The sequence below is a fragment of the Jeotgalicoccus sp. WY2 genome (assembly GCF_018437745.1).
Taxonomy (GTDB): Bacteria; Bacillota; Bacilli; order Staphylococcales; family Salinicoccaceae; genus Jeotgalicoccus; species Jeotgalicoccus psychrophilus.
In genome coordinates this window covers 1,992,725-2,008,098 of the sequence record NZ_CP049818.1, presented here as the reverse complement: position 1 = coordinate 2,008,098, position 15,374 = coordinate 1,992,725, and the positions used below count along the sequence as shown (strand labels likewise).

Sequence of the window (15,374 nt, the reverse complement as noted above, 5' to 3'; positions counted from 1 at the left end):
GCTCAGGCAAATAACTTGTCGAATCCACGACAACCGCAACTTTCATATGCGTCTCCTCCAATTCATCTCGTAACTATTCTACTACATATCAGACATATGATAAACTATTATTGAGGTGTTTGTATGGAACAAAAATACATGAATTACAAAAGTGCAAAAACAGAAATCGTTATTAAAAAGTCCCGGTTTTTATCGTTTATAAACGGACTGAATCAGAAGAAAAGCGAAGGCATTCATCGCTGATATAAAGAAAGAGCATAAAGCTGCCACGCATAATTGCAGCGCCTATATCGTCGGTAAGAGTGCGCTGATTCAAAAGGCGGACGATGACGGTGAGCCTCAGGGTACAGCTGGTGTGCCGATATTGGAAGTGCTGAAAAAAGAAGAGCTCTATAATGTTACAGTTGTCGTTACGCGTTACTACGGCGGAATTAAACTTGGTGCCGGCGGCTTAATCCGCGCGTATTCACAAGGGGCATCGAGTGCGGTCCAGGAAGCCGGCAGGGCTGTTGAAGTCCCGGTGATACCGCTGACTGTTACGCTCGACTACACTTTTACAAGCAAGTTTGAACATTTCCTCGGTACGACTGATGCGTCCATCGTCTCTCAGGATTACACTGATAAAGTGAGCTACGTCATTCACGTTAAAGAAAAAGGCGCTGACGAAATCGTCAACACCTTAAGAGAAATTACCAGCAACAGTTTCTATTATGAAGCAGGCGATATTATTATCGCTGAAGAAAAAGTCTGATTATGGAATTTTATTAAATACTTTCTGGAAAAAGTTCAACACCGGACGCCGGTTTGAACCGATCAGATTTGTCGCTTCGACGACAATGTTCATAGTAAACAGCAGCAGAATGCCGATGATTACCGCACCTGGAACGGTTGCGAGATACATAATCACACCGCCGATTGCAAACAAGAGGGCAATAAAGTAAATCAGCACAACGGTCTCCCTGTGGGAGAACCCAAGCTGCTGCACTCTGTGATGCAGGTGGTTTTTATCTGCGCCCATTACGGACACACCTTCCCTGTACCGCCGGATTGCCGCGAAAAATATATCCATAAAGGGCACGCCGAGTATAATAATCGGGAAAAACAGCGATATAAACGTAATGTTTTTAAAGCCGATAATCGACAGTACACCGATAATATAGCCGAGCATCATCGCTCCGTTATCACCGAGAAAAATTTTTGCAGGGTGAAAATTGTACGGCAGAAATCCGAGACATGCGCCGAGTAAAATAACACAGAGCATCATAACGAAGATATTCTGCTGGAAGATTGTAATAATTGCGATACTCGCCAGTGCAATAATCACTACGCCGTAGCCAGACCATCGAGGCCGTCGATCAGGTTTATCGCGTTAATAATCGCTGCAAGCCAAATAACAGTGACCAGTATGGAAAAGACACCAAAGTTGATTTCAAAACCGAACGGCGTAATCGTATCGATTACAATACCGTAAGAAATCGGCACTGCGATGGCAACGAGCTGGCCGAGAAATTTAATAAACGGCTTCAGATCATACTTGTCATCGATCAGACCAATCAGGCAGATAACCGCTGCACCGATAATAATCGGTTTATATTCAGTTTCAACCGGCTGAGCAAACAGCGTTACAATAGTGAAACTCAGCAATATTGCCACGCCGCCGAGATAAGGCATCGGCACCTTATGCACTTTGCGGTAGTTTGGATAGTCTACAAACCCGAAACGTTTCGCAAGGTATATAAAAAGCGGCACTATTAATAAAGATATCGCGAACGATATACATAAAATAAATAAAGTATACATATTCTCACCCGTATTTTTAATCCAATTAAATATACCATATTTGGTATAAAAAGTTTCCTTTTTAAAGAATCAAATGATAATTTTCCTTAATGAATAAATCATTGTATAATGAAGATATTAATTCATCCGGTCAGGAGGCGCGCCATGTTTATTGATTTCCTTTTAAATATCGCATTGATTATAAGCGGTATCTACCTCTTTTACCGTATTCAATTTTTCGAAGAAAAAAAGATTGTGGAAACAGGCTTGTTTCAGTCACTCTTAATGACAACATTGTCAATTTTGTCACTGCTCGTACCATTCAGCACATCACAGGGCGAATTTTCACTGTTTTTTATTCCGCTGTTAATTCTTGCAGCATATAAAATTTTACTACGGACTGATGTCAGCTGCTGTCGTATATTTTTTCTATCACTTTATTTTTGAACACAGTACCTCAGTCTATATCGTGTTTTTAGCGCTGTACATGCTGTTTCTAATGGTCGTGCCATTTATGCGTAAAATTACGAATGCGAATTTAGTTGTGACGAATATTATCTTCACTTCTTTATATATGATTGTCTTGAACCAATTCTTCTACAATATATCATTAATGACGGGTATAATACTACTCGTTGTAACATCGCTGATTATATTTGTTGCACATATGATGTATGAAGATATTAATACGATATACAGATTAAACAAACGTATCGATGATGATGAATTTATCGACCACTTAACACAGCTCGGCAATGTTAAATCGCTCGACAAATTAGTCGATGATCATTTTGAAAATGACGACACGCTCAGTCTTCTGCTAATCGATATCGATAGTTTTAAATCGTATAATGACAAGCACAGTTACGATTCCGGCGATAAAATTATCCGCCAGATGGCATCGCTGTTAAAAAATTACGTGCCGACAGGCGGTCATCTGTTCAGAAACAGCGGCGAAGAGTTTGCGATGATTATTCCAAACCTTTCATTCGATAAAACCGTCCGCCTCGGTGAAGCAATACGCAACAGCGTCGAATATTCGAAATTCCACATCAACGAAATCGATACGGTCAATGCGACTGTCTCAGTCGGTGTCGGATACAAAGATACAACCGGTGCGACGAAACGCGATTTGTTAAAAGAAGCGGAAGGCGCATTGTTTGAAGCGAAAAAACTGGGACAAAACAGAGTAATGTTTGCCCCAATCGGATAATAAAAAAACGAGCCCCGGCTCGTTTTTTTTTAATCTTCTACACTCGACAGAGTGCTTAATGTAATTTTACCGTGTGAATCGTGCCACTTCACGTTTCCTTTGGAGAAGTAAAATGCCTGCGGCGATTCATGCTTTATATCGTAAGTTTCAGAGATATAGTTAGATAGGTCGCGATGATCCTGGACGATTAAATAATAGCCGTCCATGTCTCTTTCATAATGGAACTTTTGAAATTCTTCAAAAGCCGAAGCAGATATCGGACAAGTGTTGCTGTGTTTTAAAAAATAGAATTCAGTTTTATTTTTAATTAGATTTTGAAATGCATCTATACTGGTTATTTTAGTTAACATTTCATCACACCTTTCATAACTTTATATAATTTATCACTTATTTAAAAATATAGCAAATCAGTTTAAAAACATGATATAATGCAACTGTACTGGAGGATTAATTATGACTAAAAAATTAAAACGCTGGACATTCCTTGACTCGCTTAATGCGATTCTGTTTATCGTCGTTGTACTTTTCTTTTTAGACTTTGACAACAACATTTAATGTCCTGGATATTGCTAGCAGTCTTTGCATTTTGGCTTATTACTGTAATTTTAAGAAATGTAATGATTTCAAAAATCGAAAAAGATCCGCAGCATCCTCTGCATAATATGCAGACTGGTAAAGACATAGGCAACAATGTAAAAAAATGAGACTCCTAGCGGGCCTCATTTTTTTGGTTTTCAAGTGCTTCTTCATACTGGCTGTCGAGTGTCGCTGCTGTTTCAACGAGGGGCAGCACATTTTGCAATGATACTTCCTGCAGGTTTTCAACAGAACCCATCACTTTTTTACGTTCTTCAAAATACGTGCGGTAATTATAATGCATCTCGAGTGAAATCGTACGTGCACGAGTTGCTTTATCCGTCGATATGTTCAGTGCGTTCAGTGCTGCAATATGATCATCCAGCATCGGTAATAGAATCTCGTTGGCATACTCCTCTTTTTCTTCCACGCTTTTTTTATTATGGAATTCAGTAGAATGTTCATCGAGGCTTTCACTGTTAGCATTGATTACTTCAATCAGCTGGTTAATCTCATCGATTTCCTCAGAACTTTCAGCTGATTCAATAATGTTGTCGCGCTCTTCCTGATGCGTAATAAACGACTGGCTCAGCGAGACGAGCTGTGAATTAGAGTCAATTGACAGTACATAGGAGTCTAAAAATGAAGACATCTGAGATGTAAAATCCTGCTTTACGCTGATGCTCTCACTTATAATTCTGTGTACTTCCTCGAGTTCGCTGTTTGTTACTTCGATATTATCCAGCTCTTCAGAGAGGCTGTCTGTAATGGGCACGAGATTTTCATCGACTTCCGTTTTTAAATTCTGCAGATATTCAATATCCACCTCTTCATCTGCGTAGTACATTGCCTGAAGTTTATCGAAATTCATATTATTAACAGTGCTATTAAATTCATTATTAAGGCTGATCAGCTGTTTTGTACTTTCTTCATAAGTATGTAAATCAGCTTTCAAATTGTTTCCGCAGGCTGCCAGCAGCAGAACGAGCAGACCGAACGGGCGTAATATCAGCGATTTGTCATTCATATAAGAACCTCGCTTTATGAATAATTTACTTTATTTATAATATGGTACATTATATCATAATTTATGTGAGTTTAAATTTTTCTCTATTTAAACTATAATATAAATAAGTATGATTTGAGAGGAACATTGATTTGAATAACTTACAGCTTAACCAGGAGCTTAAAAATATTAACTTCATCAATCATTAAAACAGATGAACAATTATATAAATATACTTATACAGAAACAGGCGGAGCGGCGGATATATATGTCGAAGCCGGAACGATTGAAGATACGGCAGCAGTTATTAAATTTGCTAAAGAACATAACCTCCCCGTGACATATCTCGGCAACGGCTCGAATATTATTATTCGTGACGGTGGCATACGCGGTATCGTCGTCAGCCTATTGGAGTTAAATGATATTACAGTAGCGGATAATACATTGATCGCAGAAAGCGGAGCGGCGATTATCGATGCATCACAAACCGCACTGCAGCATGGGCTGTCAGGGCTTGAATTTGCATGCGGTATACCGGGTTCTGTCGGCGGCGCGGTTTACATGAACGCAGGCGCATACGGCGGCGAAGTCAAAGATTGTCTGAAGCACGTCACTGCCATTAACGAAATGGGCGATTTCGTTACGCTGACACTCGATGAATTAGAACTTGGCTATCGTACAAGCCGTGTTCAGACAGAACACCTCGTTGTCGTCTCTGCTGAGTTTGAATTATCTGCTGATAAAGACTATGCAGACATTAAAGCTGTGATGGACGATTTGACAGAAAAACGCGAAACAAAGCAGCCATTGGAATATCCGTCATGCGGCAGCGTATTCCAGCGCCCGCCCGGCAACTTCGCAGGCAAGCTGATTCAGGATGCGGGCTTGCAGGGCCACCGCATCGGCGGCGTTGAAGTATCAAAGAAGCACGCAGGATTTATGGTTAACGTCGACGACGGCACCGCCAGCGATTACGAAGAACTGATACATCACGTACAGGACACAATACAGGAACGATTCGGCGTCGTGCTGCACCGCGAAGTCCGTATTATTGGAGATAAGTTAGAGAAATAGAATTATATATTGATTATGACGGCCGACGGATATAATGTTCGCCGTTTTTTGTGTTTTCTTGCGTTTTTGGCTACTGCGGGGAGGGGGGCGGGTTGTAAACGCCGCAATGACGCAGCAGAGGTAAAATTTTCCGTCACAGGTAGAGGAACATAACTCCTTTGCTCGCAAGATCTGTTCACAGGCAGAGGAGCATAACTCCTTTGCATGCAAGATTTGCTACACTCCCCCCTCTATTTCCAACTATAATCAAAAGAAACCGAAAACCCATCAGGGTTTCCGGTTTCTTCTCTATAGATATCATACTATTATTATTCTGCTGTTGCTGCGTCTACTGCTGCATTAATTTCTTCAACTTGAGCTAATGCTGTTAAGTAACCGCCTGCGTTTAAGTACCAGTTTTGAGGATTTAATTCATAAACATTGTCGTTTTCAATTGCGTCAACGCCTGAAGTTACTTCATTAACTAATACATCTGTTGGTGTTGCTTCGCCTTCAGATACTGCTGCACCGCGGTCCATTAATAAAATAAGTCCCGGATTAGTTTCTGCGATAAACTCGAAGCTGATTTCGTTACCGTGGCTGTCTGTTGTTTCTTCTTCGACTCCTCCTGTTCACCTGCTGAAGTGAATCCGAAATCGTTGTATAAGAAGTCATAACGTCCGCCTACACCGTGGAATGATAAGTTTCCGCCGTTAGTCTGCACGAACAGCATTGGTAATTCTGCAGCTGCAACTTTTTCGTTAACTTCTGCAAGCAGTGCATCTAAATCGTCTACAAGTTCCTGTGCTTTATCCTGCACGTCGTACATTTCACCGATAAACATCGTCATTTCTTTAACATCCTCAAAGTAGTTTGAGTTGTCTGCTGCAACGTGAATAATTTCAGCGTTTGGAGCAGCTTTTTCAAGCTCGCCTACTACGTTTGAATTTGCCTGACGTCCGTGAATCATAACAATTTCAGGGTCAAGAGCAGCTAATGCTTCATAGTCCGGCTCTTTGAGTCCACCAAGGTTTACGTAGTCTTCGTCTGATTCATATACGTCTGAAATAGTACTGCCAAGTGAAGCATTGTTTTCACCTTTTGGCAGTCCCATAATATTTTCTTCAAGGCCAAGCGCTGCAAATGTTGAAGCGACACCAAGGTCAAAAATTACGACTTTATCTGAGTTTTTAGGAAGCTCTACAGTTTCATCGATTTGTGTTCCTTGGCCTTCTTCGTCGCGTTCGCCGGATCCGATTTCGAATTGGTTTTCATAAGCAATTGTATCTGCAGATTCTTCTTCAGAAGCGTCTTCTTCAGCAGTCTCTTCTTCTGCTGTTTCTTCCGTTGCTGTTTCCTCTGATGCACTTTCTTCTGTTGATGTATCTTCTTCTGAACCGCCACTGCACGCAGCAAGTACTAGGATTACTGCCATAGTGAGCATTAAGTATAATTTTTTAAATTCCATTTTTCTCTGTTCTCCTCTTAATTGTTTTTTCAGCCCCCGCTAAAAAAAACTGCGCTACTTACTAAACACATTCGAATGCCGGATCCTCACCTCCTTTAATGACAGGCGCCGTTACGCGTTGCCGATTAAATAGTTTGCTGCGAGTTCTGAAGAATCCCCTTCGATGACCCCATCGAAGTAGAAACAAATTCTGTGTCCACAAATTGATTCTATATTAATTTCCATTTCATAGATGCCTTCAAGTACTTCTTTAGTGATGACTTCATTTGCAGTCCCGCTGATTGCGATTTTACCGTCTTTCAGTGCAACGATATTATCCGAATAGCATGATGCAAAGTTGATGTCGTGAATAACGATAATGATTGTTTTATTTTTGTCACGGCACAGTCTGCGTAAAATCTGCATAATCTGTACTGAGTGTTTCATATCGAGGTTGTTCAGCGGCTCATCGAGGAAAATATATTCCGTGTCCTGTGCAATCGTCATTGCGATATACGCACGCTGACGCTGCCCGCCTGACAGTTCATCAATATAGCGGTCTTCAAATTCCTTCAGTCCCATATAGCTGATTGCTTCGTCGATGATTTGTTCATCTTCATCATTCAATCTGCCTTTTGAATAAGGAAAACGTCCGAATGAAATTAATTCTCTTACTGTAATTTTAAGTTCCAGGTGATTCGCCTGTTTTAAAATCGTAATCTTTTTCGCAAGTTCACCGTGCGGCTGGGTGAAAATATTATCGCCTTCAAGCATAACTTCTCCGCTATTTTTATCGAGTAAACGAGTGATCATTGAAATGACTGTACTTTTACCGGCGCCGTTCGGTCCGATAAGTGAAGTAATCTTACCTTTTTCTATATCAATTGAGACGTCATCTACGACTGTTTTACTGCCGTATTTCTTAGTGATTCCCTTGACACTAATCATGTACGATTCCTCCTAAGCATTAAGTAAATGAAATAAATCCCACCTACTAAGTTAATAATAACACTTAATTCAATGTTATTCCCGAATACGAACTGCACGACCATCTGTCCGATGACCAGCGTAATAATACTGATCAGCGCTGTACCGAGTATTAAATAAGAATGCCTGAATGTTTTTAACAGTTCGTGCGCCAGATTGACGACGAGCAGTCCTAAAAACATTATCGGCCCGACGAGTGCTGTAGAAACGGACACGAGTATTGCCACGATAACGAGCAGAAAGGATACTTTACGATCGTAGTTGATGCCTAAATTCAGCGCATGATCGCGTCCGAGAGACAATACGTCCAGCGAGTGAAAGTCTTTAAAGACTAACACCAGCATGACGATAACAATAATCCCTGTAATCCCAAGCAGCGATTCGTCAATTGCGTTAAACGAACCGAACAAAGTTCCCTGTAAAATGGAGAAATCTTCCGGGCTGATTAAAATCTGCATAAACGTCGATAAATTTCCAAAGAACGTACCGAGTATAATACCGATTAACAAGAGCAGAAATATATTGTTTTTAGTTACTTTAAAGAGAAACTTAAAGACAAACAGTGTGAACAATACGAGTACACCCATACTTAAAAAGTAGTTGTACTGAGAGTTTAAAAGCAGCGGCGAACTGACACCCGCTAAAAATACAATCGCTGTCTGAATGAATGTGTATACCGAATCAAGTCCCATAATCGACGGTGTTAAAATTCTGTTTTTAACAATCGTCTGGAAGATGACTGTAGAAACGGCGATGGATACTGCTACGGTAACAATCGCAACAATGCGTTTAAGTCTGGACGGCAGCTGATAAAAATAAATGTCCGGATTTAAGCCGTACAGCGTGTAAAATGCGAGAAATCCGATTGATAAGATTGCCAGTAATATAATCATTTTAGTGTTTTTATGCATCTTTGACCCTCCTGAAAATGAGGATTAAGAAAATTGCACTGCCGATTGTAGCAATCATCAGACCGACTGAAATTTCATACGGTGCAATAACGATACGTCCGAGAATATCACAAATCATAACGAATATTGCGCCGGTAATAGCTGTTATGGTGATCGTTCCTTTCAGATGATCCCCCCGAAATATCGAGACGATATTCGGAACAATTAACCCAAGAAACGGCAGCATACCGACTGAAACAACAACAATTGCTGTCATTGCAGCAGTTAAAAACAGCCCGATATTGACGATACGCTTATAGTTCATTCCGAGGTTTATCGAAAAGTCTTCCCCCATGCCTGCGACTGTAAACCGCGAGGCATATATGAATACGACGATAAAGAGCGGAATACTGATATATAATATTTCATACTTGCCTGATATCAGCGTTGAGAAACTGCCGTGCATCCAGCCGGAAATCGCCTGGAGCATATCGGCTCTAAGTGCTAAAAATGTCGAGACACTCGCGACAACGCCGCCGAGCATCATGCCGATAAGCGGCACAAATATAACATCTTTAAATTTAATACGCGTAATAATGCTCATGAACAGCATTGTTCCAAGTAGTGCCAATGCGACTGCAAAAAATAACCTGCCCATCATGCTGAGCGCCGGGAAAAATATCAACCCGAGTAAAATACCAAGCTGTGCCCACTCTGTCGTTCCTGCTGTCGTTGGAGATACAAACTTGTTGCGTGTTAGCTGCTGCATCACAAGTCCGCAGACTGCGAGTGATGCGCCTGCGATGATAATTGATACTGTCCGTGGCAGGCGGCTATGTATAAGTATAGACATCTGATTTTCAGTTAAATTAAAGATATCCGATATATGAATTTGACTGACTCCGACAAACATAGAAAATATTGATAAAACGATCAGTAGGAAAATTAAAATATCTATCCTGAACAACTTCTGAATCATGTCTTCCCACCTTAATTGAAAATGATTATCATTGATAACCATACATGCATTATACACTTTCAGTTTTTACAATTCAAACCCTTTGTACATACTAATTTCTTATTATAAAAATAAGCTGCCTAGAGGCAGCTTACCCGTACAGCTTTAACTGATAATAATCGTTTCGCCTGTCGGTATCTCTTTATCGTGATCTAAAATTGCTTTAATTTTTTTAATTGCTTTGTGATTCTTACGCTCTTCTTCTGTTGTTTTATACGTCGGACGGTAGCTGAGCGCGTATACATCGACATCTTCGCGGCGCAGTTCTACAGATGTTGAATGCGTAAGAGCTTCAATCGCTCCTGTAACCGTATAGTATAAGTTGCGTTCGAAAACTTCTTCAAATGCCGGTTCGATAACGTTAATAATTTTAGCATCGTTCTCCACTTTTAACAGCGGACGCAGCGTGCGGATTCCAAGATATGTTCCCCACACATGCTCATACATTACATCGCTGAACTCATTAAAGCTGACGTTATACACTGTTTTATCATCTGTAAAAATCGAATGTACTAAAATAATACCGTTTAAGGAATTGTAGTTCGCTTCAATCTCATCGACGATATCCAGCCAGTCAATTTCTTTAGACTGTTCGAGCAGCACAATTTTATGCTGTCCCGGTGTATCTGCGAGCGACTCGTATACTTCCTCAAGTTCGCTGTACTCCAGGCCCGCCAGTATAATATTCGCATTATTCTGAGCCAATTCCAACGCAGTCTCTCTGCCTAATGAAGTCGCTGCACCTGACACGATATAAGTTTTACTTGTTAGATCCATAATATCCTCCTAGAATTGCCCGTAGTAGTATTACTATAATAATACACTATTATTCAACAGTCACGGATTCTTCAGGCATTGTATGAAGCTGATACGCATCAATGTGTGCAATGACACTGTATTCACCCGGTTCTTCGAATGTATACTCAAATACATATTCGCCGTTTTCAGTGTGTTCCACTTCGACCATTTCCATCGACTCTTCACCTTGCAACACTTCAAACATGACCTGATCTGCATCTGTTACGTCTTCTTCATTAGAAGTAACATGCGCTGTAAATTCAGCAGCTTCGCCTGACTGAACACTTTGTGGAGTTTGTAAATCAACTTCAAGCGATCTAATTTCATCGCTTGACGGACTATCGTGGTCCATATCACTGTGATCTCCGCCCTCTTCGTCCGAGCAAGCTGCAAGAGTTAATCCTGCAAGCAGCATAACTGATAAAAGACCTGATTTAATTTTCATTTATGTATCCCCATTTCAAAATTCTCTCTTTACAATCATACATTATTTGAGCATGACTTTAAATTCCATGTCATGACATTTTTATGACCGGAGTGTAAAATTTCTTTACGATAATCTTTGAGTTTTCTGGGGCAGATATGAAGCAGTGTCACGCCAATGCCTGTGACTCTCGGATACACATGAAACCCCGTCACGCCAGTCCCGCAGAACCCGGATACACATGAAACCTCGTCATGTCAGTCCCGAAGCAGTCGGATACACATGAAACCCCGTCACACCAGTCCCGCAGCAGCCGGATACACATGAGACCCGATCACACCAGTCCCGCAGAGCCCGGATACACATGAAACCTCGTCATGCCAGTCCCGAAGCAGTCGGATACACATGAAACCCCGTCACACCAGTCCCGAAGCAGCCGGCTATCCTCACTTCAAAAAATCGAACGAAAGCCTTCAAAAAAACACTCCTCTGATTTAGAGGAGTGCCTTAAATTTATTAATCGTTAAAACAAAGTCTTCGTCGTGCAGGGCTTCAACGTTTAATGCAAGTACGTAGCCGTCACCTTTAACACTGAAGAAGTCATGGTTTTTAGTCGTCGTATCAAGTGCGTTCTCGATAATCGGATTAAAGCCTTTTTCTTCAAAGTAAGGATCAAAGCCTAAGTTTGCTAACGCTTTGTTCGCATTGTACTGAAGATAGTTCAGTACATCTTCTGTCAGACCAAGCTTGTCGTACAGACTTTTCGTGTAAATGACTTCGTTCTCATAAAGCTCATTAAGCAATACGTACATTTCTTTGTCTGCACGTTCCTGCTCTTCAGCAGTGAGTTCAGCTTTCATTTCCTGTGCGTCAAGTCCAGTGAACACACCGTGAATTGATTCGTCTAAAAGAATTTTACGGATAATTTCACCACTTGTCGTCATGCGGCCGTACCTGCTAAATAAAGCGGGTAGTAGAATCCTGAGTAGAATAAAAATGACTCAGGAATACCGATGATACACGTGCCATGTATCCATCGTAAGCTGATGGGTTTTTATCGAGTAATTTATAATAGTTTGTAACAATCTTGTCTGCTTTATATTTCAGCTGCTCATTTTGCATTACCCAGTTATCAAGCAGGTCATCTGTTTCTTTAGTCGGCAGCAGCGTCGTAAAGATATGTGAGTATGATTTCGCGTGAACCTGCTCCATCATTCCCATAAATGAATAGACTGCTTTTTTTCTAAGGTTCGGAGTATGCAGCATAATCAACGGCATGCCGTCATCTGCCTGGTGTGTATCGAGGCCTGTTAAACCTGCCAATACCTTTTTAAAAGTATCTTTTTCATCTTCCGACAGTCCTGCCCATGATGATAAATCTTTCGACACTTTAAACTCTGTCTCGACCCACATCTGTGAGATGTTTTGGCGCCAGAAGACATTCGTCATGTCATCGTCTTTATTCCAGTTAACTGCAATCATTGTTTAATCTCCTTTATACTGCACAGCTCGTACATTCTTCGACACTGAGTAATTTATTTCTTGTATAGTACAGTGATTTTAATCCTTTATGGTGAGCATAAATGTAATATCTCGAGAGCTCTCTCGTAGAGATGTCCGAGTTCACGTAAAGAATCGTACTGATTCCCTGGTCGATGTGCTGCTGAATTGTTGCAATCATATCGATTAATTTCATCTGATCTGTGTTGAACGCACTCTTGTAGTACCACATTGTCTCTTTAGACAGGAATGGCATCGGGTAGAATGTTTCCGAGTTGCCGTAAGTTCTGCGTTCAATCGTATCAACAATCGGCATTACTGAGCTTGTAGCATTTTGCACGTATGAAATACTTTGTGTCGGTGCAATTGCTAAACGGTAAGCGTGATAAAGACCGTTCTTTTCAACTTTTTGCTGAAGTTCCGCCCAGTCTTCTTTAGTCGGAATATTGATGTGTGAGAATAATTCTGCAACTTTATCGAATTCAGGTGCAATATCTTCAGAAACATAACGCTCGAAATATTTCCCTGTCGCATAGTCTGAACGTTCGAAGTCTTTAAATGTGACGCCGCGTTCTGCAGCGATTTCCATCGATTTTTCGATCGAATAAAAGTTCAGCATCATAAAGAAAATGTTTGCAAAATCTCTTGCTTCAGCTGATTCGTATGAAATTTTATTTTTAGCGAGGTAACCGTGAAGGTTCATCGCGCCGAGTCCTACTGAATGAAGTTCATCGTTTGCTTTCTTAACGCCTGGTGCGTTTGCAATTGCCGTGTCATCACTAACAAGTGTCAATGCTTCGATTCCTTCGTGTACAGTTTCTTTCACTTTGCCCGAATCCATTACGTTAGCAATATTCATAGATCCTAAGTTACATGAAATATCGCGTTTAATAACGTCGTCCGTACCGTAGTCGTTAATTTCCGACGTTTCCTGCAGCTGGAAAATTTCAGTACATAAGTTACTGATTTTAATTTGTCCGATATCGCCTAATGGGTGTACTTTGTTCGCATTATCTTTGAACATTAAGTACGGATAACCTGACTGCAGCTGAGTTTGTGCGATTGTATTTAACATATCACGCGCATCGTATTCACGTTTTCTAACATTATCATTAGCAACTAATTTGTCGTACATTTTATCCATGTCCATGTCATCCAGTGCAATACCGTATTCGCGTTCCACAGTGTGTGGTGCAAATAAGTTGAACGGCTTATTGTCTTGTGCCAGTTCAAAAAACTTAGACGGTACAACAAGACCGGTAGAAATTGTCGACAGACGGATATCTTCATCCGCGTTTACTTTTTTAGTATCAAGGAATTCAGGCAGGTCATAATGGAAGATGTTTAAGTAAACAGCTCCGGCACCTGGACGCTGGCCAAGCTGATCTGCATAGCTGAATCCGCCTTCCAGTGATTTCGCTACAGGCAGAACGCCTTTAGCTACACCTTCGATACCTTTAATTGCTTCACCGCGTGCGCGCAGTTTAGATAAGTTAATCGCGACACCGCCGCCAATTTTACTTAACTGTTTTGCAGTTGAATCGATATAGTTGATTGAGTTCAGTGAATCTTCAACTTCGAGCAGGAAACATGAAACCATTTCACCGCGTCGTGCACGGCCTGCGTTTAGGAATGTCGGTGTTGCAGGCTGATAGCGCTGCTCCATCATCGACGTAATAAAACGTTTTGCAGTTTCAATGTTACCTTTCGCAAGGTACAGACTGACGATTATAACGTGCTGTCTGTAATCTTCCAGATACTGTTTTTTATCGTTTGTTTTTAAAGTGTAATCTTTAAAGAACTTGCTAGCTGCCATGTAGCTCTTGAAGTTAAATTCAATTGCATCTGCATGATCGATAATATCCTGAAGTGCCGTTTCGCTGTACTCTTTGAACAGGTCATAATAGAAATCGTTATCCACGAGGTAGTGCAATCTTTCAAGTTCAGAGTCAAAATGGATTGTCTTCGCTTCGACTTCCTCCATAAATACCTCAAGTGCTTCAAGATCTTTCTCTAATTTATAAAAACCGCTGTCGTCGCGCTGCGTGACTTCATTATTCAATTCAACGTGGTTGTAAGTTTTTTCATCTAATACTTTCATGCAATTCCCCTGCCCTTTCTAATTCAACTACAAATTGTGCGCGCTCATCAGGCGTTCCGTGAAGTTCAAACTTCATTAAGAGCGGCACACTGTAATCGTTGCTTATATACTCGCCTGCTCTGGCAAAATTCTGTCCCCAGTTCCGGTTGCCGCTCGATGCGACTGCGAACAGATTATAAGAGTTTACTCGTAAAAATTCTTTAACAGTATCAGGTACAGCTCCAAAGCCGTATGTCGGTGTGACTAAAATAAATGACTCATTAATTTTCTCTCTGACATTGGCGGCTGTTATTTGATATAATTCATAGGTGTCTGGAATGTCCATACTATTTAAGAAACGACGGATATTACCTGTCATTGAATAATAAGCAATAATCACTTTGTCATCTCCTTTCAAGGATAGCATAAACAGAACATATGTTCTATCCGGATGTTTCTCTATTAAAAAATTATGTTTCACTTGCTTTATCTTTGAATACCACTACATATAGTGTGTGAAACATTAATTAGACACAATATATATGGTTTAACATGTTCTATATTCTCATATTTAACTGCCATTAGCAATGTAAAAAACTGCCT

The 15,374-nt window shown here is 40.7% G+C and carries 13 protein-coding genes and 3 pseudogenes; 3 read left to right on the top strand and 13 right to left on the bottom strand.

Going from position 1 to position 15,374, the window contains the following annotated elements; genetic code table 11:
* Positions 1–123: 123 nt before the first annotated feature.
* Positions 124–751, top strand: a pseudogene (locus G4D76_RS11635) (YigZ family protein).
* On the opposite strand, the pseudogene G4D76_RS11630 reads toward G4D76_RS11635, so the two are convergent.
* Positions 752–1,800: pseudogene (locus G4D76_RS11630) on the bottom strand (glycosyltransferase family 4 protein).
* Positions 1,801–2,152: 352 nt separating this feature from the next.
* On the opposite strand from G4D76_RS11630, the gene G4D76_RS11625 reads away from it, so the two are divergent.
* Positions 2,153–2,992: a GGDEF domain-containing protein gene (locus tag G4D76_RS11625; protein ID WP_250129964.1), complete on the top strand. Its 840-nt coding sequence runs from the start codon at positions 2,153–2,155 to the stop codon at positions 2,990–2,992.
* A gap of 29 nt (positions 2,993–3,021) precedes the next feature.
* Here the strand turns inward: G4D76_RS11625 and ytxJ are convergent, their stop codons facing one another.
* Both ytxJ and G4D76_RS11610 read right to left on the bottom strand, forming a co-directional pair.
* The gene (gene ytxJ, locus G4D76_RS11620; protein ID WP_026859902.1) at positions 3,022–3,342 is read right to left on the bottom strand and encodes a bacillithiol system redox-active protein YtxJ; all 321 of its coding nucleotides are present in this window, start codon (positions 3,340–3,342) and stop codon (positions 3,022–3,024) included.
* A 359-nt stretch (positions 3,343–3,701) separates the two neighbouring features.
* The gene (locus tag G4D76_RS11610) at positions 3,702–4,595 is read right to left on the bottom strand and encodes an EMYY motif lipoprotein (protein ID WP_213809960.1); all 894 of its coding nucleotides are present in this window, start codon (positions 4,593–4,595) and stop codon (positions 3,702–3,704) included.
* A gap of 135 nt (positions 4,596–4,730) precedes the next feature.
* Here G4D76_RS11610 and murB point away from each other — a divergent pair, with 135 nt between their 5' ends.
* Positions 4,731–5,648 (top strand): UDP-N-acetylmuramate dehydrogenase, encoded by a 918-nt coding sequence (murB, locus tag G4D76_RS11605; protein WP_213811046.1) that lies wholly within the window; start codon positions 4,731–4,733, stop codon positions 5,646–5,648.
* 308 nt (positions 5,649–5,956) lie between these two features.
* On the opposite strand, the gene G4D76_RS15360 is transcribed toward murB, so the two are convergent.
* From G4D76_RS15360 to nrdI, 10 genes and pseudogenes are all read right to left on the bottom strand, one after another.
* The gene (locus G4D76_RS15360) at positions 5,957–6,166 is read right to left on the bottom strand and encodes a TroA family protein (protein WP_250129963.1); all 210 of its coding nucleotides are present in this window, start codon (positions 6,164–6,166) and stop codon (positions 5,957–5,959) included.
* On the bottom strand, positions 6,166–7,095 hold the full coding sequence (locus G4D76_RS11600) for an ABC transporter substrate-binding protein (RefSeq protein ID WP_250129962.1): 930 nt from the start codon (positions 7,093–7,095) through the stop codon (positions 6,166–6,168). Before G4D76_RS11600 ends, G4D76_RS15360 begins: the two co-directional genes overlap by 1 nt.
* Positions 7,096–7,206: 111 nt before the next feature.
* A complete protein-coding gene (locus tag G4D76_RS11595) occupies positions 7,207–8,022 on the bottom strand; it encodes an iron ABC transporter ATP-binding protein (protein ID WP_213809959.1) in 816 nt (271 codons plus the stop codon).
* A complete protein-coding gene (locus tag G4D76_RS11590; protein ID WP_026859896.1) occupies positions 8,019–8,972 on the bottom strand; it encodes an iron chelate uptake ABC transporter family permease subunit in 954 nt (317 codons plus the stop codon). Before G4D76_RS11590 ends, G4D76_RS11595 begins: the two co-directional genes overlap by 4 nt.
* On the bottom strand, positions 8,965–9,930 hold the full coding sequence (locus tag G4D76_RS11585) for an ABC transporter permease (protein ID WP_026859895.1): 966 nt from the start codon (positions 9,928–9,930) through the stop codon (positions 8,965–8,967). The genes G4D76_RS11590 and G4D76_RS11585 overlap by 8 nt, the downstream gene beginning before the upstream one ends.
* Positions 9,931–10,074: 144 nt before the next feature.
* A complete protein-coding gene (locus G4D76_RS11580; protein ID WP_026859894.1) occupies positions 10,075–10,746 on the bottom strand; it encodes an SDR family oxidoreductase in 672 nt (223 codons plus the stop codon).
* Positions 10,747–10,795: 49 nt separating this feature from the next.
* Complete coding sequence (locus G4D76_RS11575; protein ID WP_213809958.1) at positions 10,796–11,212, bottom strand: FixH family protein; 417 nt, start codon at positions 11,210–11,212, stop codon at positions 10,796–10,798.
* A 473-nt stretch (positions 11,213–11,685) separates the two neighbouring features.
* Positions 11,686–12,673: pseudogene (gene nrdF / locus G4D76_RS11570) on the bottom strand (class 1b ribonucleoside-diphosphate reductase subunit beta).
* Positions 12,674–12,686: 13 nt separating this feature from the next.
* On the bottom strand, positions 12,687–14,792 hold the full coding sequence (gene nrdE / locus G4D76_RS11565; RefSeq protein WP_026859891.1) for a class 1b ribonucleoside-diphosphate reductase subunit alpha: 2,106 nt from the start codon (positions 14,790–14,792) through the stop codon (positions 12,687–12,689).
* The gene (gene nrdI / locus G4D76_RS11560) at positions 14,776–15,171 is read right to left on the bottom strand and encodes a class Ib ribonucleoside-diphosphate reductase assembly flavoprotein NrdI (protein ID WP_026859890.1); all 396 of its coding nucleotides are present in this window, start codon (positions 15,169–15,171) and stop codon (positions 14,776–14,778) included. Before nrdI ends, nrdE begins: the two co-directional genes overlap by 17 nt.
* Between the last annotated feature and the right edge of the window lie 203 nt (positions 15,172–15,374).

Coding starts and splice junctions, on each gene's coding strand:
- G4D76_RS11600 (WP_250129962.1), bottom strand. CDS start 7,095: ATGGAATTTAAAAAATTATACTTAATGCTCACTATGGCAGTAATCCTA.
- G4D76_RS11590 (WP_026859896.1), bottom strand. CDS start 8,972: ATGCATAAAAACACTAAAATGATTATATTACTGGCAATCTTATCAATC.
- G4D76_RS11610 (WP_213809960.1), bottom strand. CDS start 4,595: ATGAATGACAAATCGCTGATATTACGCCCGTTCGGTCTGCTCGTTCTG.
- G4D76_RS11595 (WP_213809959.1), bottom strand. CDS start 8,022: ATGATTAGTGTCAAGGGAATCACTAAGAAATACGGCAGTAAAACAGTC.
- G4D76_RS11580 (WP_026859894.1), bottom strand. CDS start 10,746: ATGGATCTAACAAGTAAAACTTATATCGTGTCAGGTGCAGCGACTTCA.
- G4D76_RS15360 (WP_250129963.1), bottom strand. CDS start 6,166: ATGGACCGCGGTGCAGCAGTATCTGAAGGCGAAGCAACACCAACAGAT.
- G4D76_RS11585 (WP_026859895.1), bottom strand. CDS start 9,930: ATGATTCAGAAGTTGTTCAGGATAGATATTTTAATTTTCCTACTGATC.
- ytxJ (WP_026859902.1), bottom strand. CDS start 3,342: ATGTTAACTAAAATAACCAGTATAGATGCATTTCAAAATCTAATTAAA.
- G4D76_RS11575 (WP_213809958.1), bottom strand. CDS start 11,212: ATGAAAATTAAATCAGGTCTTTTATCAGTTATGCTGCTTGCAGGATTA.
- nrdE (WP_026859891.1), bottom strand. CDS start 14,792: ATGAAAGTATTAGATGAAAAAACTTACAACCACGTTGAATTGAATAAT.